Origin of the sequence: Mesorhizobium sp. M0991 (assembly GCF_040318915.1) — a bacterium.
In the GTDB taxonomy this organism is placed as follows: Bacteria; Pseudomonadota; Alphaproteobacteria; order Rhizobiales; family Rhizobiaceae; genus Mesorhizobium.
In genome coordinates, this window is sequence record NZ_JAMYNE010000012.1 from 1 (window position 1) to 24,891 (window position 24,891).

Sequence of the window (24,891 nt, forward strand, 5' to 3'; positions counted from 1 at the left end):
ATCACAAGGTGTCCACCTATTTTGGTGGACACCTCATGCATCAGAGCACTCAACAGCAAAAGGTGCGGGGAAATTCGCGCTTACGCATCGAGGAACACCACTTCCCGCGCGATCTTCGAGGCGAGCCGCAGATCATGCGTCGCCATCACCATGGTCGTGCCCTCGCTGGCGAGCTTGCCGAGCACATCGACCACCTCCTGCGCCAGTTCCGGATCGAGCGCCGAGGTCGGCTCGTCGCAGAGCAGGACTTTCGGCGAAGGCGCCAGCGCCCGGGCAATCGCCACGCGCTGCTGCTGGCCACCTGACAGCGTCGCCGGCCAGGCATCGGCCTTGTGCGCCATGCCGACCTTTTCGAGCAGGGCGAGCGCCCGTTCGCGCGCCCTTTCCTTGGGCCATTTCAGCACGGTCACCAGCCCCTCCATGATGTTCTCGATCGCAGTGCGATGCGGAAACAACTGAAAATTCTGGAACACCATGCCGGTCTGAAGCCGCAGCCGCTGGATATCCCTGGTCGAGACCCTGCCGCCGGGGTGGAATTCGAGTGCATCGTCGCCGATCCGCACCGTGCCTGACGTCGGCAGCTCGAGCAGGTTGATACAGCGCAAAAGCGTGCTCTTCCCGCCGCCCGATGGCCCGACCAGCGCCGTGACGCTGCCTTCCTCGATTGTGACGGTCACACCCTTCAGCACCAAATTGTCGCCGAAACGCTTTTCGATGTTGGTGAGGCCGATCATGCGCGCGCCTCCAGGAAGCCGCCATAACGGTTGAGCCGCGTTTCCAGCCGCGCCTGCAAGGCCGACAGCACGGAGCTCATGACCAGATAGAGCGCCGCCGCCTCGACATAGAGGATCAGCGGCTCATAGGTGGTGGCGACGATGCGCTGCGCTGCCTGGAACATCTCCGGCACGGTGATGGCAGCGGCGAGCGAAGTGTCCTTAACCAGCGAGATGAAGGTGTTGGACAGCGGCGGCACCGCGACGCGCCCCGCCTGTGGAAGAATGGTGCGCCGCATTGCCTGGGCCAAGGTCATGCCGATCGAATAGGCCGCTTCCCACTGGCCCTTGGGCACCGAACCGATGACGGCGCGGATGATTTCCGACGAATAGGCACCGATGTTCAAGGTGAAGCCGATCAGTGCTGCCGGAAAGGCGTCGAGCAGGATGCCGATCGATGGCAGGCCGTAGAAGATAAGGAACAGTTGCACGAGAAGCGGCGTGCCGCGGAATATCCAGACGTAGAAGCGGACCACGGCGACCAGCGGTTTGGGACCGAACAGCCGGACAAGCGCCACGACCAGGCCGAGAACAAGACCGAATGCAAACGACAGCAGCGTCAACGGCACGGTGAAGATCAGTGCAGCCCACAGCAGCGTAGGCAGGGATTCCAGCATCAATTGCAGCCAGTGCGGCACGAAGGCTCCTCCTTGCCAGATTGCCGTCGCTCATATCACGCGAAAGCGGCGGGCCGTCAAAAGACAGCTCGCCGCGATACGAACGACGCGGGCCGGCGTTCGGCCCACACGAGAAAGCCGTTTTACTTCGAAACGTCCTGGCCGAAATAGGTGTCGGCGATTTTCTGGTAGGTGCCGTCGGCCTTGATGTCGGCCAGCGCCTTATTGATGGCGGCCACCAGTTCCGGATCGCCCTTGCGCACGATGACGCCGGAATAGTCGGCGTTTTCTTCCTGGGCGGCAATCTTCACATTGGCGTCTGGCTTGTGCTTCTTGAAATCGAGGAAGGACAGGCTGTCGTTGATGGTGGCGTCGGCGCGGCCGGTTAGAAGCAGCTGGATCGACTGGTCGAAGCCGTCGGTGCCGACGAGTTCGGCGCCCTTGGTTTCAGCCAGCTTGCCGAAGTTCGAAGTCAGCGACTGCGCCGCCTTCTTGCCCTTGAGGTCGGCGAAGCTCTTGATATCGGTGTTGTCGCCGCGCACGATCAACACCGCCTTGGAGGCGATGTAGGGTTCGGAAAAGTCATATTTGGCCTTGCGCGCCTCGGTGATGCCTACCTCGTTGATGACGGCATCGTAGCGGTTGGCGTCGAGACCGGCGATCAGTCCGTCCCATTTGCCTTCGAGGAACTGGGCTTTGACGCCGAGGCGCTCGGCGATTGCCCGCGCGATCTCGACATCGAAGCCGACCAGCGCGCCGGAAGCATCATGATAGGTGAAGGGCGCATAGGTTCCTTCCGTGCCAACCTTGAAGACGCCGGACTGCTTGATCTGGTCGAGATTGGCGCCGGCATGACTTGCGGCGATGGCCAGAAGCTGGAGCGTTCCGGCGATAATGAGCGACTTGAGCCATTTCATTTTTCTGTGATCCCGTCCTTGGCCGATGTCCGGCGTCATTGCGAGTGCCGGAAAATGACAGATGCGCGATGCCAGAATAAGAAACTAAATTTCAAAAATCTCGCGCCCTTGAAATCCCATTCTCGACCAGCATCTCCCGGCGCCATCCGGCTGAGTCAAGGCCGGTGGTGAATCGCCTGGAACAGCGCAATCGACATGACAGTCCGGGGGAACATTCCCCCGCATGGCACGTTCTTGGCTGTTGTAGGGCGCGGTGCCGCCATTTCAACCATCGGCGCCAACTCACGATTCGATCGCACCGCAACGCCTGAAGCAGGAGCGCGGCATGATGCAAGACAGTGCAGGACGGACCATGGTTCGCGCGGCGATGAAAGCCCCTTATCTGGAACGTGACGAAGAGCATCTCCTGGCGCTGCGCTGGAAGGAAAACAATGACCAGCACGCGCTGCACCGCATCACCGTCGCGCATATGCGGCTGGTCATTTCCATGGCGTCGCGGTTTCGCCACTACGGCCTTCCGCTGGGCGACCTGATCCAGGAAGGCCATGTCGGACTGCTGGAGGCAGCGGCCCGTTTCGAGCCCGAGCGCGAGGTGCGGTTCTCGACCTATGCGACCTGGTGGATTCGCGCCTCGATGCAGGACTATATCCTGCGCAACTGGTCGATCGTGCGCGGCGGCACCAGCTCGGCGCAAAAGGCGCTGTTCTTCAACCTGCGGCGCCTGCGCGCCCGCCTGGCAAACGGCGCCGAGCAGACGTCGAATGCCACGCTCTACCGCGAAGTGTCGGCGGCTCTCGGGGTTTCCGAGGCCGATGTGGCGATGATGGATTCCCGGCTTTCGGCGCCGGACAGCTCGCTCAACACGCCGCTAGCCGACGATGCGGGCGCAACCGAGCGGATGGAGTTCCTGGTTTCGGATGATCCACTACCCGACGAGATCGTCGGCGATACGATCGACGTCGAACGCCGCTCGGTGTGGCTGAAGACGGCGCTCGGCGCGCTCAATGCGCGAGAACTCAGGATTATCGAGGAGCGCCGGCTGAGCGACGAGGGCGCGACGCTCGAAGCGCTCGGGGAAACACTCGGCATCTCCAAGGAACGTGTCCGCCAGATCGAGGCGCGCGCCATGGAAAAGCTCAAGGCGGCGCTGGTAAAGCAGAATCCGGAATTTCTCGCAGCCTGAATCGCGTCGGCAGCTATTTGTCGGTGACGATCTTGACCTTGTCGCCGGCCGAAACGGCGGCACCCGGCGACAACGCGTTGAGCACTCTGAACAGATCCAGCTTGCGGTCGACGCCGACCATCTGTGCGGCCAGGGAGCCCATTGTCTGGCCGGGCTGCACCGTGACGATGCGGATACGCAGCGGCTTCAGCGCCGCCTTCTCGGCAGCACTCAGGATGCGGAACGAGCCGCTGACCGAGCGCGCCACCGTGCTCAGCGAGGTGCTGGCCGAAGGCGCCGCTGTCAGCAAGCGGTAGACCTGGCCGCCGGCGCGGATCACCGCAATGTCGAATTGCCAGCCATCGGCGCCGGCATGCGCGGTTGCCGCTTCGTTGCCATTGATCGTCTCCTGGCGCACGCTGCTGTCGTCGAGGCCGGCAACCCAGCCGCTGCGGATGTAGTCGGTCAGCGAGCGGTCCTTGTCGATCGAGACGCCGTCGAAGCGGATCGCGATGTCGCCCGGGCCTGTCGCCGTCACCGCCGCCGCCGAATTGTCGATGATGAAGCCGTTGGGCACCGAGAACGACACGCCGAGGCCAGGGTGCAGGAAGGTTTCGCCGCGCACATAGCCTTCCTCCGGCGTGTCGCCGTAAAGCAGCCCGTCTATGCCAGCAAGGAATGAATCGCGGTCGCGCGACCCGACACCGGGCGCGCCGAACTGGCGGGCGTGGCGCTGTGCGAGATCGATACGCTGCGGCGTGTTGGGGTGCGTCGCCAGGAAGTCGAGGCTGGCGTCGGTGGCGCCGCTGATGGAACGGAAATCGGTATAGGCCGACATCGACTGCAAGAAGCGGCCGGCGGCGTAGGGATCGAAACCGGCCTCGCCGATCGACTTGATGCCGATGGCATCGGCCTCCAGCTCCTGATTGCGCGAGAACTGCGCCAGCCTAAGCTTGCCGCGGACCAGCGCCGCCTTGGCCGTCGGGTTGTCGCCGAGCACATCCGAAACGACCTTGGTCGCCAACCCCTCTTCCGCTTCCAGCTGCTGGCGCTGCAGACCATGATTGGCCGTAACGTGGCCCATCTCATGCGCAATGACGGCGGCAAGCTCGGCCGAATCGTTGGCCAATGCCAGCAGGCCGCGGGTGATGTAGAGATAGCCGCCCGGCAGCGCGAAGGCATTGACGTTGGGCGAGTTGAGGATGGTGATGCGGTAGGTCTGGGTCGGGTTGGCCGACACCACGGTCAGTCTGCCGACGACCTTGGCCACCATACGCTCGAGCTTGGGGTCGGAATACTCACCGCCATAGGTGGCAAGGATGCGCGGGTGCTGCGCCTTCGCCAGTTGGGCGAGCTTGCTGTTGGCGGCGACATTGTCGACCGTGATCGGCTTGTCTGAGGGCTGGAAGCCCGATTCCTGCACGTCGGGAGGCGTGAACATCTGGCAGCTTGCCAGCGCCACGGCAAGACCGGCCAGCGCCAGAAAGCGCGCCAGCGGTTTCACCCTCCGATTGTCGATGCCGGTCGGCAGATCGGCTTCCTTTCAAGTCCTGGGACGTGACCGCGAAAATCGGGCGCGATTTCCGGAAAGCATCACGCGCAAAATCAAGTGCTACGGCGTCCTTCGTGCGTCCGACAGATACGAGGCAGCAAGGGCAAATCACGGTCTAGGCCGGACCAGCTCCTGGCGGACCTAGCCACACTACCTCGACCATGGCAAGCAAGCGCCGCTTCGCCTTCCGCCGGTTTGACCATAAATTATGTCCGCTTCCGGGCAACATCTCGTGATCCGGCCGCAAACGGACCCGAGCCGATATAGCGTCGGAATGCCTCCGGTCCAGCCCCGACGAAAAAATCAGCGGCGGTGCCCGTCGCGGCAACTGTGCCACCATCCAGGAAAACCATGTTTTGGCCGATACGGCGCGCATCGTCCGGCTGGTGCGTGACGAATAGCACCGTCATGCGCTGCTCCGAATGGACGTCGGTCACCAGGTCGAGCATGTCGTCGCGCAGTGCCGGTCCGAGCGAAGCGAACGGCTCGTCGAGCAACAGCACCGGTCGGTCGCGCACCAGGACCCGGGCGAGCGCGACGCGCTGCCGCTCGCCGCCGGAGAGTTCGCGCGGCAGCCGGCTTTCCTTGCCGGCAAGGCCGACGCGCTTCAGCGCTGCGGCGATTGCGGCGCGATCGGCCTCGCTCAGCCTGAGCGAAGGCGAGCGGCCGAGCCCGACATTCTGCTCGACGGAAAGATGGGCAAACAGGTTGTTTTCCTGGAACACCATCGATACCGGCCGCGCTGAAGGCGGCGCAGTGCTGACATCGGCGCCACCGATCAGCACCCGGCCCGACCGCGGCGCCTCGAAACCGGCCACCAGATTGAGCAGCGTCGACTTTCCCGAACCGCTCGGCCCCATGATGGCGGTGATCTCCGACGCCGGGAAATCGACATCGAATGTAAGCGGCGTTTCACCATAGCTGAACGAGACATTGTCGAGCCGCACCGCCGCGCCTTTTTCCACCGAAATGGACCGTTCCGGGCTGATCGGCATCATGATTTCTCCCTCCTTCCCAGCAAGTCCGCGGTCAGCACCAGCGCCAGGCAGACAAGGCCGAGCAGCAGCGCCAGCCCGGCCGCATCCTCGGTGCGGTAACTGCCCATGCGCGCCAGCAGCAGGTAGGGCAAGGTCTGCACGGAATCGCTGCCGAACAGCGCAATGACGCCAAGATCGCCGAGCGACAGCGCCATGGCGAAAGCGAAGCCGGTGGCGAGCGGCCGCCGCAGCGACGGCCAGTCGACCAGCCGCAACCGGTTCCAGCCCGAGATGCCAAGCTGTGCGCAGAGCCGTTCGTGGCGTTCGCTCGCCGCGTCAAAGGCAGGGCGGATGGCGCGGATGGCGAATGGCATCGCCATCACCGCATTGACCGCAACGACCATGACGGGGGCGATCGCAAAGACATCGCTGACGGTGCGCAGGAGCAGGAACCAGCCGGCGCCGATGACGATGGGCGGCACCACCAGGACGAACCCCGCACCGGTGTCGGCCAGATGTTCGAGCAGTGTCCGCCGGCCTGTTCGCCGGGTGAGCGCCAGCGCCCGGCGCGCCATGACCAGCGACAGCGACAACGCAACAGAGAGCAGCGCCGATAGAAGGGAGAGCACGCCACTGGTCGCCGTCGCTTGCCGCACCGCGCTGTCGCCGGCCAGGCGGCCGAGATCGGCGCCAAGCCCGGCTGCCAGCGTCGCCGCCATCGGCCCGGCGACAAACAGCAATGCCAGCCCGATCACCAGCGCGTTCAGCCCGGTCTCGGCCGCACCGGCTGAAAAATACCGGCGCGGCGCCACCGGTAGATTGGCGTCCCCGACCATATTGGCGCCGAGCCGCGTCAAGGCCAGCACGACGACGAAGGTCAGGGCAATCTGCAGCAGGGTGAGCGTCACCGCCCGCGCCGGGTCGAAGTCGAAACGCAGCGCCTGGTAGATGGCAACCTCCAGCGTCGTCGCGCTGGGTCCGCCGCCGAGTGTAAGCACGATGGTGAAGGAGGTGATGCACAGCATGAAAACGAGCCCGGCAACGCCCGGCAAGGCCGCACGCAGCGGCGGCCATTCGATCAGCCGAAAGGCCGGCGCAGCGCCCATGCCAAGCTGGCTCGCCAGCCGCCATTGGTTGGCCGGCACGGTCTGCAACGCTTCAAGGAACAGCCGCGTTGCCAGCGGCAGATTGAAAAAAACATGGGCCACGAGAATGCCCGACAGGCCGTAGATGCCGGGCCAGCTCTGGCCGCCTAGCGCGCCGAGCGTGCCGGCAAAATAGCCGGCGCGGCCATAGAGCGCCAGGACACCGAGTGCGGCAACAATGGCCGGCAGCGCCAGCGGCACGGCGAAAAGCTGCAGGATGAAGCCTCGCCCGAAAAACTGTGGATGCCGCGACAGGGCACGCGCGACGAACAGCGCCGGCGCGACGGAGAGCAGCGTCGAAAGGACCGCCTGCCAGAGCGTGAAACGGGCGACGCGCAAGAGATAGGAATCGAAAGCGGAGGCGGCGCCGGACAGGTCGCGTGTGGCTTCGACGACGAGCCCGGCGAATGCCCCCCCGATCAGCAGCGCGATGGCGGCGAGCGCGACGATGCCGGCAGTGACGCGGGAGTCAGGACGGCGAGCCTGCATTTCGCGCTACCCAGCTTAACGATGGGTGCTGAGAGGAGGAACTTGGCTGAGGTCGTGTTCCCGCCCACCCCCCTCTGGCCTACCGGCCATCTCCCCCGCAAGGGGGGAGATCGGCAGCTTCGTTGCCCCGCTCATTCCTGCCGCAGTGGAGATTGGCGAAAGCGGCTGAGAGCTCAATCTCCCCCCTTGCGGGGGAGATGGCCGGTAGGCCAGAGGGGGGTGGGCGGGAACGAACACCATATGGAATCCTACTTGCTCATCGCCGCAAGCCACTCATCGACCCAAGCCTTACGATTTGCCGCGACCTCTTCCGGGCTGAACAGCAACGTCTTGGTCGGTTTGACAAGCTTGTCGAACGCCGGATTGAGCGGCTTGTCGGTCTTGCCGGCTGGGAACATCCAGTTGGTTTCGGGAATGACATCCTGGAATTTCGGTCCGGTCATGAAGGCAACGAACTTTTCCGCCAGCGGGTTCTTCGCACCCTTGGTGGTGATCCCCGCAACCTCGATCTGCAGATATTCGCCCTCCTCGAAGGACGCCGCCTGGTAGCGCTCGGTGTTTTCGGCGACCATATGGTAGGCCGGCGAGGTGGTGTAGGACAGCACCATCGGCGCCTCGCCCTTGGTGAACAGGCTGTAGGCCTCGCTCCAGCCCGGCGTCACCGTCAGCACCTTTGACTTGAGCTTGGCCCAGGCTTCCGGCGCCTTGTCGCCATAGACCGACTTGACCCACAACAGCAGGCCAAGGCCCGGCGTCGAGGTGCGCGGATCCTGGATGACGATCTTGTCGCCGGCATCGCCCTCGACCAATTCCCTGAGGCTCTTCGGCGGGCTCTTCAGTTTTTCCGTATCGTAGACGACGGCGAAATAGCCATAGTCGAACGGCACGAAAATATCGTCGCTCCAGGCTCCCGGGACGCTGACGCCCGACACAGCGCCGTGCGGCGAAAACAGGCCGGTTGCCTTGGCGTCCGCAGTCAAATTGGTATCGAGGCCAAGCACGATATCGGCCTTGGTCGCGGCGCCTTCCAGCTTCACACGGTTGAGCAGCGCGACGCCGTCGGCGGCCGAGACGAATTCGACGACGCAGTTGCATTCGGCCTCGAAGGCCTTCTTCACCGCCGGTCCCGGACCCCAATCGGCGGTAAAGCTTTCATAGGTATAGACGGTCAGCTTATCCTGTGCCGATGCCTGCCCTGGCAAGGCCAGCGCGGATGCTGCAAGCAGGATAATCGAGACAAGAGAGTGGAAAAAACTGCGCATCGGCGCCTCCTTCGTTCGCGTTGAAAGGAATTGAGGCGTCGGGCTGTCCGAAACGTCTAATCCCTCCGCCGGTACAAACCGGATCAGGTTCAGCGGGTTGGCAGTCTTGCCTCTCAGCCGGTCCGCGAAGATCGCGTCCGGCACCCCGTTAGAGCGTTGCGACACATAGGCCCGGCCGAAGTGCTGCGCAAGCGGAAGTTTGCCGGGCATCCAAAGCCCAGCCTTCCGTTTCGTCTGCCGTTTCATCTTCCGTTTCCGGGGCAGGGCTGGTAAGGGCCACGAGATATGAGCACATTCACCATCCTGCTTGGCGGCGATCTCATCCGCACGCCGCTGCTCGACCGCCAGGTCGAAGGCTCCCGCGTTATCGCCGCCGATGCCGGCATCGGCCATGCCCGCATGCTGGGCCTGAGGCCGGAACTCTGGGTCGGCGATTTCGATTCCGTGCCTGCCGATTTGCCGGAGGATCTGGCCGCCGTGCCACGGCAGGTGTTTCCCGCCGAAAAGGACAAGACCGACGGTGAACTCGCTATCGCCGCCGCGCTCGAACGCGGTGCTACCAGCCTTGTGCTCGCAGGCGCCTTCGGCGGCAAACGCACCGACCACATCTTCCTGCATCTGGCGCTGAGCGTCCGGCTGGCGGAAGGCGGAACGGAAGTGCTTTTGACCAGCGGCGCACAGGAAGGCATTCCCTTGCTGCCCGGAAAGGTTGGCTTCGACTATGCCGACGGCACACTGTTTTCGGTGCTCGGCTTTTCGGATCTTGCCGGCCTGACAGTCACCGGCGCCAAATGGCCGCTCGCCCATGTCGAGGTTGCCTTCGGGTCGTCGCTGACCATTTCCAATGAGGTCAAGGGCCGGCTGGAAATCGCGCTGGCCAGCGGCCGCGCGCTGCTGCTCGCGCATCCTTTTCCCCTACCTGAAAGCTGATATGGCGCCGCCGCTTCTCAATCTCGACGGGATAAAGCTGACCTTTGGCGGCACGCCGCTGCTCGACGGTGCCGCCCTGACGGCTTCGGCTGGCGACAAGATCGCCCTGGTTGGCCGCAACGGCTCGGGCAAGTCGACGCTCCTCAAGATCGCTGCCGGGCTGATCGAACCGCAGGACGGCGAAGTCTTCCGCCAGCCCTCGGCGACTGTGCGCTATTTGCCGCAAATGCCCGACATGGACGGTTTTGCGACCATTCGCGCCTATGTCGAGGCGGGGCTCGGACCCGCCGACGATCCCTACCGCGCCACCTATCTGATGGAGCATCTCGGCCTGTCCGGCGAGGAACGGCCGAACGACCTCTCCGGCGGCGAGGCGCGGCGCGCGGCCCTCGCCCGCGTCATGGCGCCGGAGCCCGACATTCTCCTCCTCGATGAGCCGACCAATCATCTCGACCTTTCGGTCATCGAATGGCTGGAGGAGGAGCTTGCCCGCACCTCCTCGGCGCTGGTCGTCATCTCGCATGACCGCCGTTTTCTCGAACGCGTGTCGCGCGCCACAATCTGGCTCGACCGCGGCCAGACCCGCCGCCTCGACAAGGGCTTTGCTTATTTCGAGGAATGGCGCGACACGGTGCTGGAGGAGGAAGAGCGCGAGCAGCACAAGCTCGGCCGCCAGATCGTGCGCGAGGAGCACTGGCTGCGCTATGGCGTGACGGCAAGGCGCAAGCGCAACATGCGCCGGCTCGGTGAGTTGCAGACCATGCGACAGCGCTTTCGCGGCCATCGCGGCGCCGAGGGTGCGGCGACAATGACAGCCAGCGACGCCGCCGAATCCGGCAAGCTGGTGATCGAAGCCAAGAACATTGAGAAGAGCTTTGGCGATCTGACGGTGGTCAAGGGATTTTCGACACGCATCCAGCGCGGCGATCGCGTCGGCCTGGTCGGGCCAAACGGCGCCGGCAAGACGACGCTGTTGAAGATGCTGACCGGCGAATTGAAGCCGGACGCGGGCACGGTGCGGCTCGGCACCAATCTGGAGATCGCCACGCTCGACCAGAAGCGCGAAGCCGTCGACCCGCAGGAGACATTGGCGCAGTATCTTACCGACGGTCGCGGCGAGAACCTCGTCATCAATGGCGAGCAGCGCCACGTCGTCTCTTACATGAAGGACTTCCTGTTCAAGCCGGAACAGGCGCGGACGCCGGTGCGCGAGCTTTCGGGCGGCGAGCGGGCACGGCTGATTCTCGCACGCGTCTTGGCGCGGCCGGCAAACCTGCTTGTGCTCGACGAGCCGACCAACGACCTCGACATGGAGACGCTGGAACTGCTGCAGGAACTGGTCGCCGGCTTTGCCGGCACGGTGATCCTGGTCAGCCACGATCGCGATTTCCTCGACCGCACCGTGACCAGCATCATCGCGCCGGATGGCGACGGCCGCTGGATCGAATATGCCGGCGGCTATTCCGACATGCTGGCGCAGCGCGGCGGCACCAGGCTGGATGACCGCAAGGCGCGGCCGAAGGTAGAGACCAGCGAGGCGATGGCTGCAAGCAGGACCAACGCGGCCGCTCCCAAGGGCCCGGCAAAGAAACTGTCGTTCAAGCAGAAATTCGCGCTGGAAACCTTGCCCAAAAAGATCGAGGCGGTGTCGGCCTCGATCTCGCGGCTGGAGAACAACATCGCCGATCCGGCCTATTACGAGCGCGACCCGGCCTCGTTCCAGAAGACGATTGCCGCGCTCGACAAGGAGCGCGTCACACTGGCAGCGCTCGAGGAGGAATGGCTGGAACTCGAGATGCTACGGGAAGAAATGGAGGGGTAGTCCACTTCCTCGTTGCTGCAGCTCGGAAATGCGCATAGATTATGCGCATATTGCGGAGGCTGCCGTGCGCAAATTGGCATTGAATGCAATTCGCCAACCGGCAAACCTGTCGATAGATTCCAAACTCATGAAAGAAGCCAAAGGGCTGGACGTGAATGTCTCACGCGCGGCGGAAGCCGGCATTGCGGAGGCTGTCGCTGCGGAAAAGACCCGGCTATGGAAGCTCGAGAACCGCGCCACCATGGAAGCGTGGAACGACTATGCCGAGAAACACGGTATTCCGCTGAAAGAACATCGGCAATTCTGATGGCGCTCTACGATGTCTTCGCCGGCAGTATCGAAGGCAGCTATCTACTCGACGTCCAGTCCGACATGCTTGATCACTTCAAGACAAGGGTCGTCGTTCCGCTTCTCCCGATGGCAACAACGCCGCCGCCGATGCGCAAACTCCACCCTCTCCTTGAGATCAGCGGGCGAAAAATGGTTATGGCCACCCATCTGATCGCAACGGTTCCGGCGGACGAATTAGGCGAAAGCCGGATGAACCTGTCAAAGCATCACGAAGACATCGTGAGCGCACTCGACATGCTGTTCCAAGGCTTCTGAGCCAGAGAAGCGTTGGGCTGGCGAGCCGGCTTCAGCCCGCTGTCTTTGTCTGCCAGGCCTTCAGCGCCTCATCGAACACCTTCTCGCCGGGAATGCCCTTTTCCATGGTGAGCAGCGCCCGCCGCCCGGTCTTGTAGACGACCGGCACGTCGATCCAGTCCTGGCCCCTGAGCAAGGTCAGATTGGCGTCTTCGTCCGCCTTGGTGTCGTTGAGCGCAACCAGGAAGAAACCGTCGGCGATCTTGGCCGGGATGCCGATCAGCGGGCTGCCGGCATCCTGCTCGGACCCCTTCATGGCGACACGCAGGATGTTGTCGACGCCGCCGCCCTCGAAGCCGTCAGGCGTCAGGAAGATCATCTCGATAATATGGCTGGCCGGCAGCGTCTGGTCGGTGTTGCGACGGATCGTCATGCGCAACTGGATATCCTTGCCTGGAATGGTCGCCTCGGCGCGGATCGCCGGCTCGGGTGGCAAGTCGCCGCCGGGCGATTCCTGCACCAGTGACCAGACGATGTTGCCGGGCTCGGCCGAGCCTTGAGCGGTGCTGGTGCGCTCCTCGTAGAAGATCGCCTTCTGGCCGACGGCCAACGTGGCCTGCGGCGGAACTGCCATTGGTGCCGCCGCCGGTGCGGGCGGCGGGGCGGCCGCTGCAGGCGCTGCTGCGGCATCGGCCGGCGCTGCTGCCCCGTTGGCGGGCGGCGTTGCGGGAGTTGGTGCAGCGGAGCCATCGACCGCTGGAGGATTGGCCGTGGCTTGCGCATCGGCAGGTGCGGCCGGTGCCGGCGCGGCGGGTGCCGGGGTGGTCGGCGCTTGGGCGGCCGACGGCGGCGTGGTCAGTGCGGCGACGGATTCGCCTTCGCCGATGCCCGCCTGCCCGGCCGCGGGGCCAGGATCGACTTCGTGGCCCTCGGGCGTCAGGCGCTGCGTGAACTTCGCGCCTTCGCCGGCCTCCGTCGGAGGCGCGGCGGCCGGTACGGCCGCATCGGCCACCGGCTTGGCCGGGGCTGGCTTTACCAGCGGTTCGGTGACGACGGCTTTGGTCTCGTCGAGGCCGAGCATGCTGCCGAACGCATCCTTGTTCAGCCAGATGCCATAGCCGCCGCCGGCAATGACCAGCAAGGCAATAGCGGCGGCGATCACGCCGCCATAGCTGCGCCTGCGCTCGGCGGGATGGAGCCGCTGGAACCGGTCCTCCGCGGGGCCGCCGTCGTTGGAAAAGTCATCGCCCTGAAAAACGCCGTCTTGGTCATCGGCCGTCGGAATATCCATATTGGGCGGCGGCGGACCAGCGCGCTCCTGAGAAAGAGCGACGGGCTGCGGCTTTTGCCAGTTCGGTGCCGCCTTAGCGGGCGTAGGCTGCCATGCTGGCCCAGTCTTTGCAGGCTCCGTCTTTGCCGGCTCAGTCCTTGCCGGCTGCCATGGCGGCTCGGTCTTTGCCGGCTGCCGGACATGGCTGGACTGGTTCTTGTTGCGGTCGATGGAGGAGAAGATGTCCTCCAGTTCCGCCAGCGGGTCGGGTGGCGGCGCAGGCTTGGCGAAGTCCCGCTCGACTTTGGCGATGGCGTCTTCCAGCACACGCATCTGCCGGTCGACATCGGAAGGCGTCATCGTGGCCTTCTCTGCGAGTTGTTTCGCGATTGACGAACGGGCCTTGTCATAGACCCTGGCGCGCACTTCCGCCGACGGCTCACCGAGTTTATCGAGCGCCTTTTTCAGAATAGGAACAAAATCTACCATACGTCAGTCGACCTGCATTTGTTTCTGGGCCGGCCCCCGCAAATCAGCCGCAATGCCCGGAAAGGCTGAGAAACTAGTCTTGAAACGGATCGGTCACAAGTATCGTGTCGTCCCGTTCAGGGCTGGTGGAAAGGAGTGCGACCGGCGCGCCGATCAGCTCTTCGATGTAGCGGACGTACTTTACCGCCTGGGCCGGCAGGTCGTTCCAGCTGCGCGCGCCGGCGGTGGTGCCTTTCCACCCTTCCAGCGTCTCGTAAACCGGTTCGACGCGCGCCTGCGCGCCTTGGCTGGCCGGCAGGTAATCGATCGCCTCGCCGTCGAGGCGGTAGCCGGTACAGACCTTGATTTCGTCCAGCCCATCGAGCACATCGAGCTTGGTCAGCGCAATGCCCTTGATGCCGTTGACGGCGACAGCCTGGCGGACCAGCACGGCGTCGAACCAGCCGCAGCGGCGCTTACGGCCGGTGACGACGCCGAATTCATGGCCGCGCGTGCCCAGGAACTCGCCGATCTCGTTCTTCTGCTCGGTCGGAAACGGGCCTTCGCCAACACGCGTCGTATAGGCCTTGGTGATGCCGAGCACATAGCCGATGGCGCCCGGGCCGACACCGGACCCGGCAGCGGCCTGGCCGGCAACGGTGTTGGAGGAGGTGACGAACGGGTAGGTGCCGTGGTCGATATCGAGCAGCGTGCCTTGCGCGCCCTCGAACAGGATGCGCTCGCCGGCGCGGCGCTTGTCGTCGAGGATTTTCCAGACGCGGTCCATATAGGGCAGGATCTCGTCGGCGACCGAAATCAGCTCGCTCATGATCGCCTCATGCGTAACCTCGGCATGGCCGAGCCCGCGCCGCAGCGCATTGTGGTGCGTCAGCAGCCTGTCGACCTTCAAGGGCAGCGTTTCCAAATCCGCCAAATCCATCACCCTGACCGCGCGCCGGCCCACCTTGTCTTCATAGGCGGGACCGATGCCGCGACGGGTCGTGCCGATCTTCGTTCCAGAATTGGAAGCGGCGTCCTCGCGGAATCCGTCCAGCTCCCGGTGCAAGGACAGGATAAGCGCGGTGTTTTCGGCTATTTTCAGGCGGTCCGGCGTCACCTCGACGCCCTGCGCTTTCAATTTCGCAACCTCCGCGACGAAAGCGTGCGGATCGAAGACGACGCCATTGCCGATGATGGACAGCTTGCCTTGCCGCACCACGCCGGACGGCAGCAGCGACAGCTTGTAGACCTTGCCGTCGACGACCAGCGTGTGGCCGGCATTGTGGCCGCCCTGGAAGCGCACGACAACATCGGCGCGCTCCGACAGCCAGTCTACGATCTTGCCTTTGCCCTCATCGCCCCATTGCGAGCCGACGACCACCACATTGGCCATATTTCTTTTCCCTTGAGACGCCGCACGAGCAGCTTGAAATAGTTCGAACCGATAGGCCTCTATCGCATCGGCCCCCAAAAACGGAATCGATTTTGGGAAAGCACGACGCGAGGATTAAAGCCTTCCGACGCGTAGCGTCCAATTGCACGCACGTCGCTCTATAGCGTCAAGACCCGGCGAGCGCGACCATTCTTTGCCGCCGAAAACGCTCCGAGGCACAACAATTTTCGCCTTTGACATCATTTACTTGCGCGAGCTGCCGCAATAGGCCCGCAACGACCGCGCATTTCTCTCTGCCTGGCCGGAATGTCACGATGCATCGAGCCGCCTACCTATTCCTGCTGTTCACCACCTTGCTGTGGGGCGGCAACTCCGTGGCCGGAAAGCTGGCGGTCGGTCATATCTCGCCGATGACGCTCGTCTTCCTGCGTTGGCTGCTGGCGGTTCTGATCCTGCTGCCGATCGGCTGGGGAACGCTGCGCCAAGACTGGCCAGTGGTGCGCAGGCACTGGTTGCTGCTTGGCGGGCTCGGCGCTTGCGGCTTCGCCTTCTTCAACACGATCTTCTACACGGCGCTCAACTACACGACGGCGATCAACGTCTCGATCGAGCAGGCGGCGATCCCGATCGTCATCATCATCGCCAATTTTGTGTTCTTTCGCCTGCGCGTCAATGGCGTGCAGGTCATCGGCGTCGTGCTGACCATCGCCGGTGTCGCGGTGACGGCGAGCCATGGCGATCCACGCCAGCTTCTCAGGCTGGATCTCAATTTCGGCGACGCGATCATGCTGGTCGCCGTGCTTTGCTACTCCTTCTATTCGGTGGGGTTGCGGCTGAAGCCGGTCATCCGCTGGCAGAGCCTGATGCTGGCGCTGTCGGTTGCCGCACTCATCACATCGCTGCCTTTCTTCCTGTGGGAGATTGCCGCCGGCAAGGTCATCGTTCCCGATACCCGCGGCTGGGCGGTCGCGTTCTATACCGCCATCGGTGCTTCGGTCATCTCGCAGATCTTCTATATCAGGGGCAACGAGCTGATCGGCGCCAACCGGGCCGGCCTGTTCATCAATCTGGTGCCGATCTTCGGTACGCTGCTGTCGGTGCTGATTGTCGGTGAGACATTCCAGCTCTATCAGACGCTTGCTCTCGCGCTGGTGCTCGGCGGCATCAGCCTCGCCGAATACAGCGGACGGAAGATGGCGGCATCCGCCGCTGAATGAAGTCGCTTGCCGCGACGTTCCACTACGGATCCATCAACGACCGTGGAAGCGCCCCGCGTGCTGCTGCACACGGGGCGACCGAGTTTCAGGCTACGCCGACATCGAAATGCAGCCGCTTGGCGGAGTCGATCGACTTGTGCGAGCGCACCTGCGCCAACACGTTTTCCGGGAATGGCGCATCGAGATAGAGCAATGCAATGGCATCGCCGCCCGGCCGGTTGCGGCCGAGCTGGAAATTGGCGATGTTGACGCCGTTCTCGCCGCAGACCGTGCCGAGCAGGCCGATGATGCCGGGCGCATCGGCATTGGTCGTGTAGAGCATGTGCTGGCCGACCTCGGCGTCGAGATTAATGCCCTTGATCTGGATGAAGCGCGGTTTGCCATCCGAGAAGCAGGTGCCGGCGATCGAGCGCGTCCTGTGCTCGGTCTTGACCGTGAGCTTGATATAGCCGTCGAACACGCCGGATTTGTCGCGCTTGACCTCGGCGACGATGATGCCGCGCTCCTTCACCATGATCGGCGCCGACACCATGTTGACGTCGGAGACCTGCGGCCGGATCAGCCCGGCAAGGGTGGCGCTGATCAGCGCGCGCGTGTTCATCGTCGCGGTCGAGCCGTCGAACAGTATCTCGACCTCCTTGATCGGATCCTCGGTGACCTGTCCGACAAAGGCGCCGAGCACTTCGGCAAGCTTGACGAAAGGTTTCAGCCGCGGCGCCTCTTCGGCGGTGATCGACGGCATGTTGATGGCGTTGGAAACGGCGCCCTTGATCAGATAGTCGGACATCTGCTCGGCGACATGCAGGGCGACATTCTCCTGCGCTTCGGTGGTCGACGCGCCGAGATGCGGCGTCGCCACGACATTCTCCAGGCCGAACAGTTCATTATACTCCGCCGGTTCGACCTCGAACACGTCGATGCCGGCGCCGGCCACCTTGCCGCTTTTCAGTGCCGCGATCAGGTCGGCCTCGACGACCAGCCCGCCACGCGCACAATTGATGATGCGCACACCGGTCTTCATTTTGGCGATCGCCGCGGCGTCGATGATGTTGCGCGTCTTGTCGGTAAGCGGTGTGTGCAGCGTGATGAAGTCGGCGCGGGCGAACAGCTCGTCGAGCTCGACCTTTTCGACGCCGAGCTCCTCGGCGCGGCTGTCCGACAGGAACGGATCGAAGGCGATGACATGCATCTTCAGGCCGACGCCGCGCGTAGCGACGATCGAGCCAATATTGCCGCAGCCGATGATGCCCAGCGTCTTGCCGGTGATCTCGACACCCATGAAGCGGTTCTTTTCCCATTTGCCGGCATGGGTCGAGGCGTTGGCCTCCGGTATCTGGCGGGCCAGCGCGAAGATCATGGCGATCGCATGCTCGGCGGTGGTGATCGAATTGCCGAAGGGCGTGTTCATCACGATGATGCCCTTGCGGCTCGCCGCCGGAATGTCGACATTGTCGACGCCGATGCCGGCGCGGCCCACGACCTTCAGCCTGGTCGCGGCGTTGATCAACTTCTCCGTGACCTTTGTCGCCGAGCGGATGGCCAGCCCATCATACTGGCCGATCACTTCGAGCAGTTTTTCCTTGTCCTTGCCGAGATCCGGCAAATAGTCGACCTCGATGCCGCGATCCCTGAAGATCTGCACGGCGGTGGTGGAAAGTTTGTCTGAGACGAGAACACGGGGCATTGCTTGTTCCTTTGCGATTGGCGCCCCTCCCCCTTGAGGGGAGGGTCGGCGCGAAGCGCCGGGGTGGGATCGGTGCGGCCGGACGTGGCCAAATCTTTCTGGATGGTGGATCGGTGAGCTGGGCGGAGGCGACCCCACCCGGCCCTTCGGGCCACCCTCCCTCGAGGGGAGGGATCAGGCCGCTGCCTTCAGCGACGCCTTTTGCGCGGCAAAGGCCCAGTCGAGCCAAGGCAGCAGCGCTTCGAGGTCGGAAGTCTCGACTGTCGCCCCACACCAGATGCGCAGGCCGGGCGGTGCATCGCGGTAGGCGCCGATGTCATAGGCGACGCCTTCCTTGTCGAGCGCCGAGACAATTGCTTTGGCGAACGCAGCCTGTCCGTCGGCGTCGAGTGCAGCGACATCCGGATCGGTGAAGGAAAGGCAGACCGATGTGTTCGAACGCGTCGCCGGGTCGACGGCAAGATGGCCGAGCCAGGAAGATTTCCGGACAAAGCGATCGAGAACAGCGGCATTGGCATCCGCTCTGGTGACCAGCGCGTCGAGGCCGCCGATCGACTTCGCCCAACGCAGCGCGTCGAGATAGTCCTCGACGCACAGCATCGACGGGGTGTTGATGGTCTCGCCCTTGAAGATGCCTTCGATCAGCTTGCCGCCCGAAGTGAGGCGGAAGATCTTCGGCAGTGGCCAGGCCGGCTTGTAGCTTTCCAGACGCTCGACGGCGCGCGGGCTGAGGATCAGCATGCCGTGCGCGCCCTCACCGCCCAGCACCTTCTGCCAGGAGAAGGTGACGACGTCGAGTTTCTGAAAATCGAGCTTTTGCGCAAAAGCCGCCGAAGTGGCGTCGCAAATGGTCAGCCCCTTGCGGGTGGCCGGGATGAAATCGCCGTTCGGCACGCGCACGCCCGACGTCGTGCCGTTCCAGGTGAAGACCACGTCGCGGTCGAAGTCGATTTTGGTCAGGTCGGGCAGTGCGCCGTAGTCGGCCTCTAACCTGCGCACATCGGCGAGCCTCAGCTGCTTGACCACATCGGTGACCCAGCCGGAGCCGAAGCTCTCCCAGGCGACCATGTCGACGCCGCGTTCGCCGAGCAGCGACCACAGCGCCATTTCGACCGCACCGGTATCCGAGGCCGGCACGATGCCGATGCGGTAATCCGCCGGAACCTGGAGGATTTCCCGCGTCAGCTCGATCGCTTGTTCGAGCTTGGTCTTGCCGATCTTGGCACGGTGCGAGCGCCCGAGCGCGGCATTTTTGAGCGCCTCGACCGACCAGCCGGGGCGTTTTGCACAAGGACCTGAGGAAAAATTGGGATTTGCCGGACGGAGTCCGGGCTTCGTATGCGTCGTCATCGTGGTCTATCCTTCCAGATAGTGGCCCCTCGTTGGGGAGGGGTGGCCCACGGACGGCGATATGCGTTCAGGCTTTCGGCGTCAAGGGGAAAGTTTTTGTCGCTGTCGGGATATTGCCGGCGGCGAAACGCAAACGGCGGGCCTACGACCCGCCATTGTTAACGCCTCGGCTTCGATCGAGCCTACCAGAGATCGTAGCGCAGTCCGACTTTGACTTGATGATTGTTGATTCCTTTGCGGATCGGAAAAGAAGTCAGGCTCTCGGCAGTCACATATTCGGCGTCTGGCGCGGAAAAATACTGATAGCCCAGATCGACTGAGACATTCTTGGACACCTGGTAGGCAAAGCCGGCATTCAGCGTGTAGGCGAAGGAGTACTGGGTCTTGTTGTCATGCCGGACGAAATCGTCGGTGGGGTCGGCGTTGTCGGTGAAGTAGCTCGCCGAGAGGCGACGCTTGCTCTGCAGGATACCGATACCAGCGCCGAGATAGGGCGTGATTCCGACATACGTGCCAAGATCGACGTAGCCATTGAGTATGCCCGAGAAGGCATAGTTCTTCAGGGATGCTGATGCCACCGTCGCCGTTGCCGGTAGCACCACAATCCCTGTATCGTCGTAACCGATGTCGATCTTGTTGCCGGGCAGATAACCGACATTGAGATCGGCGCGCAGATAGTCGTTGAAATGGTAGCCGAAGCCAATGCTGGCGAAGATGGGATCTTCCTTTTCGTCGAAGCTCGCGGGCGTGAAGGCGAAATCCTCATCCTTGAAGCTCTTCTGCACCAGATAGGAGACATCGCCGCGCAGATACCATCCCGAGCCAACCTCGACCGGCACATAATCCGGCGCCTGGTCGACATAGACCGGCGGATCGTAATCGGCGCCAAGCGCCGGCGTCAGCGGCATCAGGACGACTGCTGCAAGCGCCAGTGCTACAGGCGATTTGAATGTCATGGTCCTCGGCTCCCGAACTTGGCGCATTCGCGATCGCGCGCCGTTTCAGGGAGCATTGTTAACCATAGTGGTTAAGTGCGGGTTAAGGATAACAAGGCGTTAGCAATTGATTTGATCCGTTTGCGCCCCTCGAGCTGGACGGTGTCACAGAGCGTCGCAGCATCTTCAGGCAGCCAAACGAAACCGCCCGGCATCAGCCGGGCGATCGACAAATTCCTCGATTTCGAAGCGCTTACTTGGTGTAGACCGGCTCCGGCTCCGGAACATAGGGTTCCGGTTCGACGCAGTCCGATCTGCCGAACTGATAGCGCAGGCCGCCGCGCACCTCATGAACATTGATGCCGTCGTCATAGCCGGGGCCGACGCCGCTGCCGAAGTCGAACATCTTCCCACCGTTTATATGGCTGTAGCGGTAGCCGACGTCGAGCTTGACGCGATCGGTCAAACAGTAGGATGCACCAACCATGGCAGCATAGGCAAAACGCCAGCCCTTGCCGCCGTGGTGGAAGAATTCACCGTCTTCATCACTGTTGTGGAGTGTATCCCACTTAACCCAGGCACCGCCGATGCCGGCACCGACATAGGGCGTGATACCGTGCCATGTGCCGATATCGACATAGGCGTTGGCGAGCAGCAGCAGCGCCGTATAGGACGAGGTGTCGACCGAAGTACAGGGATCTCCATCGAGACAGATGCCGCTGGTCGAGCCGCGGAAAGTGGATTTGCTCATCCAGTCCGCGGTCAAGTCGGTGCGGAAGTGCCGGTCGATTTGATAGCCGACGCCGGCACCGGCCGAGAAGGCACTCTTCAGCTTGCCGCTGTCAAAAGTACCTGTCCCGGGAGGCGGTCCGTAGGTGATGTAGTCGGCGCCGCGAAACTTCGACCAGTGATAGTCGATGTCGCCGCGGATATACCAGCCGCCATACTCGGCCGGCGGCTCGTAGACGACCGGTGGCGGTGCCTCCTCGACCACGGGCGGCTCGGCGAAATCGGCGGCGAATGCCGGTCCGGCGCCGGCAAACAGCGCGGCCAGGAGAGCCATTCTTGCTGTGTTGAACATGCTTATCACCCCTGAGAACCCTCGAACGGCGAACGCGCCCGAAATGTGATTGATCTCAGTTGTGGATAATGAATCGGAAAGGTTAAAAGGCGTTTAACCGTATCGATTAACCACGAATCTCTAAAGTCCAAGGAATCTGGCGACCGTTGCTGTAGCAGGACTGACAGGCGATCCAACAAAAAGCCCGCCGGAAAGGCGGGCTTTTTGAACTGACGTTGGAAGGAGATCAGGCGGCGCTGCGCGTTTCTGAAATGACCTCGACGATGTCGTTGACGACGGACTCGACAAGCTGCGGGTCATCGCCCTCCGCCATGACGCGGATGAGCGGCTCCGTGCCGGATGGCCGGATGACCAGGCGCCCGGCCTTGCCGAGGCGATTGCGCGCATCTTCGATCGCTGCCTTGACCGGCGCCTCTTCCAGAGGCTTGCCGCCGGAAATATGCACATTCTTCAAAAGCTGCGGCACCGGCTCGAATTTCTTCGACAATTCGCTGACCGGCCGGTTCTGCCGCTTGATGCAGGCGAGCACCTGGAGCGCCGAGACGAGGCCGTCGCCGGTGGTCGAGAAATCGGACAGTACGATGTGGCCCGACTGTTCGCCGCCGACATTGAGCCCATGGGCACGCATGTGCTCGACGACATAGCGGTCGCCGACCTTGGTGCGATGCAACTGCAGGTTCATGTCGCCGAGGAAGCGTTCGAGGCCGAGATTGGACATCACCGTCGAGACGACGCCGCCGCCGGCCAGCCGTCCGCTCTGGTGCCACGACTCGGCGATCAGCGCCATGATCTGGTCGCCATCGACGATCGCGCCGTTCTCGTCGACGATGACGACGCGGTCGGCATCGCCGTCGAGCGCAATGCCGATGTCGGCGCGCACCTCGTGCACCTTCTTTTGCAGGCCGGCCGGATGGGTCGAGCCGCATTCCTTGTTGATGTTGAAGCCGTTGGGCTCGACATTGATGGCAACGACCTCGGCGCCGAGTTCCCATAGCGCGTCAGGCGCCACCTTGTAGGCGGCGCCATTGGCGCAATCGACGACGATGCGCAGCCCCGACAGCGACATTGAGCGCGGCAGCGTGCGCTTGGCGAATTCGATATAGCGGTCATGCACGCCGTCGACGCGTTTGGCGCGGCCGAGCCCATCGGAATCGGCGAGCGCCAGTTCGATATCCTTGTCGAGCATCCCCTCGATACGCTCCTCGATCTCATCGGACAGCTTGTAGCCATCGGGGCCGAACAGCTTGATGCCGTTGTCGTAATAGGGGTTGTGCGAGGCAGAAATCATCACGCCGATATCGGCGCGCAGCGAGCGCACCAGCATGGCAACTGCGGGCGTCGGGATCGGGCCGAGCAGGAAGACATCCATGCCGGCGGCGCACAGGCCGGATACCATCGCGTTCTCGATCATGTAGCCGGAAAGCCTGGTATCCTTGCCGAGCACGACGCGGTGGCGGTGGCTGCCGCGCTGGAACGAGAGGCCGGCGGCCATGCCGACCCGCATGGCGACCTCCGCCGTCATTGGAAACTTGTTGGCGCGCCCACGAATGCCGTCCGTACCGAAATAATGTCCTGCCATGTTCGCCAGCTTCCCGATGGTTCTTTCCGAGCATCTCATGCCATAAAATGGCCCAAGCCCCGTCATCACATTGTATGATTATGGACGACCAATCCTTAGAAAATTGTTGTTTTGTGTGTTTTGCGTCACGCTAGTGTGTTGATTTTCAAGTTTCGAGCCCTTGTTGCGGCAGCAGCATCAGAAACGTCAACCTAAAACCTCATCTGGATCCTTTGGTTAGTGGCAGTGTGGCCTTGAACCCGAATCCGCATCGTGCTGCTCCAGACAGAGGTAGGCTCAGGTCCGCCGCACCCGCCGATTTGACTGGCTGTCATGCGACGCAGTGTCTTCGCTGGGAACCAGCCAAATGCGCGCTCTCCGTGCAATGCACCCGGACGAACTTGGCTGGGAGACAGTCCCGGCAACGAATTCATCACCTTAAAGAAAAGAATGCACCTCTAAATTGTCTCTACGCTACTTAGCATCTGGCGCAACCAGCCGTTGAGCGCTATTGCTGCACTGGGACATATCATGAACCGCCATAGGGAGAAAACGCATGCTCATCCACCGACTTGCCACTTTGACGGGTCTTGCCGTCGCGACCTTATTCCTGGCGGCGCCTGCCAATGCGCTGACCATGGCCGAGTGCAGCACCAAGTATAACGCGGCCAAGGATGCGGGAACGCTTGGCGGGCAGAACTGGAACCAGTTCCGCAAGGCCCAATGCGGCACCGATGCCACCGCCGCTACGACCGATCCCGCCCCAGCCAAAGCCACGGCCAAGGCCGCCGACACCACCAAGGCAGCCGCCGGCGACGATGCGGCGCCTGGCCTGACGGCGAAGGAGTGCAGCACCAAATACCAGGCGGCAAAAGCCGCCGGCACGCTGAACGGCATGAAGTGGAACGATTTCCGCAAGACCGAATGCGCCGCCGGCGCCACTGCAGCCGCACAACCCGCCGCCGCGACCAAGGCTGCGGCAGCCGCCGCCGACGACGCTGCGCCTGGGCTGACGGCCAAGGAATGCAGCACCAAATACCAGGCCGCCAAGGCTGCCGGCACGCTCAACGGCATGAAATGGAACGATTTCCGCAAGAGTGAATGCGCCGCCGGTGCAACTGCAGCGGCACAACCTGCCGCGGCACCTGCCAAGGCGACGACAGCTGCCGCGACCGATACCGGCAAAGGCCTCAGCATGGCGGATTGCAGCGCCAAATATCAGGCTGCCAAGGCCGGCAACACGCTGAACGGCATGAAGTGGAACGACTTCCGCAAGAGCCAATGCGGCGCCGGCGCAGCCGACGACAACACCCTGCCGGCTCCCGATGCCAAGTACACCGGCGATCCGCAACCGCCGACCATCACCGCCCCCCAGGGCGTGAAATTCCCGACGGCGATCTCCAAGAAGTACGCAACCGAGACCCCGGCCAAGGGCCGCATGCACACCTGCCTCGACCTCTATTACGCCAACAAGGACGCCAACACGCTGGGCGGCCTCAGGTGGATCCAGAAAGGCGGCGGCTTCTACAGCCTCTGCAACGCCAAGCTGAAGAGCTGACCGCGGCATCATTCGACGATAGGAGCCCGCGAGCCGCAAGGTTCGCGGGCTTTTTTTTATTGCCGAACAAGTGCAAGGGCCTTCCGAGGTCGAACCAACTGTCAGGTCGCGTTCCTTCGCTCCCTCTGTCTCGCCGGCATCGATCT

20 protein-coding genes, 1 pseudogene and 1 riboswitch are annotated in these 24,891 nt (G+C 63.1%); of the genes and pseudogenes, 7 read left to right on the top strand and 14 right to left on the bottom strand.

Features of this window, described 5'->3' with window-relative positions:
* Nucleotides 1–83: 83 nt before the first annotated feature.
* From NKH70_RS18340 to NKH70_RS18350, 3 genes and pseudogenes are all read right to left on the bottom strand, one after another.
* A pseudogene (locus NKH70_RS18340) lies at nt 84–734 on the bottom strand (amino acid ABC transporter ATP-binding protein); the annotation flags it as partial.
* A complete protein-coding gene (locus NKH70_RS18345; RefSeq protein WP_352909945.1) occupies nt 731–1,411 on the bottom strand; it encodes an ABC transporter permease subunit in 681 nt (226 codons plus the stop codon). The pseudogene NKH70_RS18340 and the gene NKH70_RS18345, both read right to left, overlap by 4 nt.
* Before the next feature lie 122 nt (nt 1,412–1,533).
* Nucleotides 1,534–2,307: an amino acid ABC transporter substrate-binding protein gene (locus NKH70_RS18350; RefSeq protein WP_352979200.1), complete on the bottom strand. Its 774-nt coding sequence runs from the start codon at nt 2,305–2,307 to the stop codon at nt 1,534–1,536.
* A 325-nt stretch (nt 2,308–2,632) separates the two neighbouring features.
* Here NKH70_RS18350 and NKH70_RS18355 point away from each other — a divergent pair, with 325 nt between their 5' ends.
* Nucleotides 2,633–3,490, top strand: a complete 858-nt coding sequence (locus NKH70_RS18355) for an RNA polymerase factor sigma-32 (protein ID WP_352714400.1) — start codon at nt 2,633–2,635, stop codon at nt 3,488–3,490.
* Nucleotides 3,491–3,503: 13 nt separating this feature from the next.
* Here NKH70_RS18355 and NKH70_RS18360 read toward each other — a convergent pair whose 3' ends face one another.
* The 4 genes from NKH70_RS18360 to thiB all read right to left on the bottom strand — a co-directional run bounded on the left by NKH70_RS18360 (nt 3,504) and on the right by thiB (nt 8,894).
* Complete coding sequence (locus NKH70_RS18360) at nt 3,504–4,973, bottom strand: M48 family metalloprotease (RefSeq protein ID WP_352909942.1); 1,470 nt, start codon at nt 4,971–4,973, stop codon at nt 3,504–3,506.
* A 254-nt stretch (nt 4,974–5,227) separates the two neighbouring features.
* A complete protein-coding gene (gene thiQ / locus NKH70_RS18365; protein ID WP_352714403.1) occupies nt 5,228–6,019 on the bottom strand; it encodes a thiamine ABC transporter ATP-binding protein in 792 nt (263 codons plus the stop codon).
* A complete protein-coding gene (gene thiP / locus NKH70_RS18370) occupies nt 6,016–7,632 on the bottom strand; it encodes a thiamine/thiamine pyrophosphate ABC transporter permease (protein ID WP_352979199.1) in 1,617 nt (538 codons plus the stop codon). The genes thiQ and thiP overlap by 4 nt, the downstream gene beginning before the upstream one ends.
* A gap of 248 nt (nt 7,633–7,880) precedes the next feature.
* Nucleotides 7,881–8,894 (bottom strand): thiamine ABC transporter substrate binding subunit, encoded by a 1,014-nt coding sequence (gene thiB / locus NKH70_RS18375; RefSeq protein ID WP_352909937.1) that lies wholly within the window; start codon nt 8,892–8,894, stop codon nt 7,881–7,883.
* Nucleotides 8,895–8,937: 43 nt separating this feature from the next.
* Nucleotides 8,938–9,052: riboswitch (TPP riboswitch) on the bottom strand.
* 127 nt (nt 9,053–9,179) lie between these two features.
* On the opposite strand from thiB, the gene NKH70_RS18380 reads away from it, so the two are divergent.
* The 4 genes from NKH70_RS18380 (at nt 9,180) to NKH70_RS18395 (ending at nt 12,252) form a co-directional block, all read left to right on the top strand.
* Nucleotides 9,180–9,824 (top strand): thiamine diphosphokinase, encoded by a 645-nt coding sequence (locus NKH70_RS18380; RefSeq protein ID WP_352714407.1) that lies wholly within the window; start codon nt 9,180–9,182, stop codon nt 9,822–9,824.
* 1 nt (nt 9,825) lies between these two features.
* Nucleotides 9,826–11,646 (top strand): ABC-F family ATP-binding cassette domain-containing protein, encoded by a 1,821-nt coding sequence (locus NKH70_RS18385; protein WP_352909934.1) that lies wholly within the window; start codon nt 9,826–9,828, stop codon nt 11,644–11,646.
* A 64-nt stretch (nt 11,647–11,710) separates the two neighbouring features.
* Entirely contained in the window at nt 11,711–11,953 is a 243-nt protein-coding gene (locus tag NKH70_RS18390) for a type II toxin-antitoxin system CcdA family antitoxin (protein WP_352714411.1), read from the top strand.
* Nucleotides 11,953–12,252 carry a CcdB family protein gene (locus NKH70_RS18395; protein WP_352714412.1) on the top strand — a complete coding sequence of 100 codons (300 nt, stop codon included), beginning with the start codon at nt 11,953–11,955 and terminating at the stop codon, nt 12,250–12,252. The genes NKH70_RS18390 and NKH70_RS18395 overlap by 1 nt, the downstream gene beginning before the upstream one ends.
* 31 nt (nt 12,253–12,283) lie before the next feature.
* Here NKH70_RS18395 and NKH70_RS18400 read toward each other — a convergent pair whose 3' ends face one another.
* Complete coding sequence (locus NKH70_RS18400) at nt 12,284–13,990, bottom strand: hypothetical protein (RefSeq protein ID WP_352909931.1); 1,707 nt, start codon at nt 13,988–13,990, stop codon at nt 12,284–12,286.
* Between the two features lie 73 nt (nt 13,991–14,063).
* The gene (locus tag NKH70_RS18405; RefSeq protein WP_023680654.1) at nt 14,064–15,362 is read right to left on the bottom strand and encodes an adenylosuccinate synthase; all 1,299 of its coding nucleotides are present in this window, start codon (nt 15,360–15,362) and stop codon (nt 14,064–14,066) included.
* A 314-nt stretch (nt 15,363–15,676) separates the two neighbouring features.
* Here NKH70_RS18405 and NKH70_RS18410 point away from each other — a divergent pair, with 314 nt between their 5' ends.
* Nucleotides 15,677–16,579: a DMT family transporter gene (locus NKH70_RS18410; RefSeq protein WP_352979195.1), complete on the top strand. Its 903-nt coding sequence runs from the start codon at nt 15,677–15,679 to the stop codon at nt 16,577–16,579.
* A gap of 85 nt (nt 16,580–16,664) precedes the next feature.
* On the opposite strand, the gene serA is transcribed toward NKH70_RS18410, so the two are convergent.
* The 5 genes from serA to glmM form a co-directional block, all read right to left on the bottom strand.
* Nucleotides 16,665–18,263, bottom strand: a complete 1,599-nt coding sequence (gene serA / locus NKH70_RS18415; protein WP_352714418.1) for a phosphoglycerate dehydrogenase — start codon at nt 18,261–18,263, stop codon at nt 16,665–16,667.
* A 174-nt stretch (nt 18,264–18,437) separates the two neighbouring features.
* Nucleotides 18,438–19,613: a phosphoserine transaminase gene (locus NKH70_RS18420; protein WP_352909927.1), complete on the bottom strand. Its 1,176-nt coding sequence runs from the start codon at nt 19,611–19,613 to the stop codon at nt 18,438–18,440.
* A gap of 182 nt (nt 19,614–19,795) precedes the next feature.
* Entirely contained in the window at nt 19,796–20,569 is a 774-nt protein-coding gene (locus NKH70_RS18425) for an outer membrane protein (protein WP_352979193.1), read from the bottom strand.
* A 232-nt stretch (nt 20,570–20,801) separates the two neighbouring features.
* Nucleotides 20,802–21,629 (bottom strand): outer membrane protein, encoded by an 828-nt coding sequence (locus tag NKH70_RS18430; RefSeq protein WP_352909924.1) that lies wholly within the window; start codon nt 21,627–21,629, stop codon nt 20,802–20,804.
* Nucleotides 21,630–21,855: 226 nt separating this feature from the next.
* Entirely contained in the window at nt 21,856–23,208 is a 1,353-nt protein-coding gene (glmM, locus tag NKH70_RS18435; protein ID WP_292664754.1) for a phosphoglucosamine mutase, read from the bottom strand.
* 874 nt (nt 23,209–24,082) lie between these two features.
* Between glmM and NKH70_RS18440 the strand changes: the two genes are divergently transcribed.
* The gene (locus NKH70_RS18440; protein ID WP_502908375.1) at nt 24,083–24,745 is read left to right on the top strand and encodes a hypothetical protein; all 663 of its coding nucleotides are present in this window, start codon (nt 24,083–24,085) and stop codon (nt 24,743–24,745) included.
* The last annotated feature ends 146 nt before the right edge of the window (nt 24,746–24,891 follow it).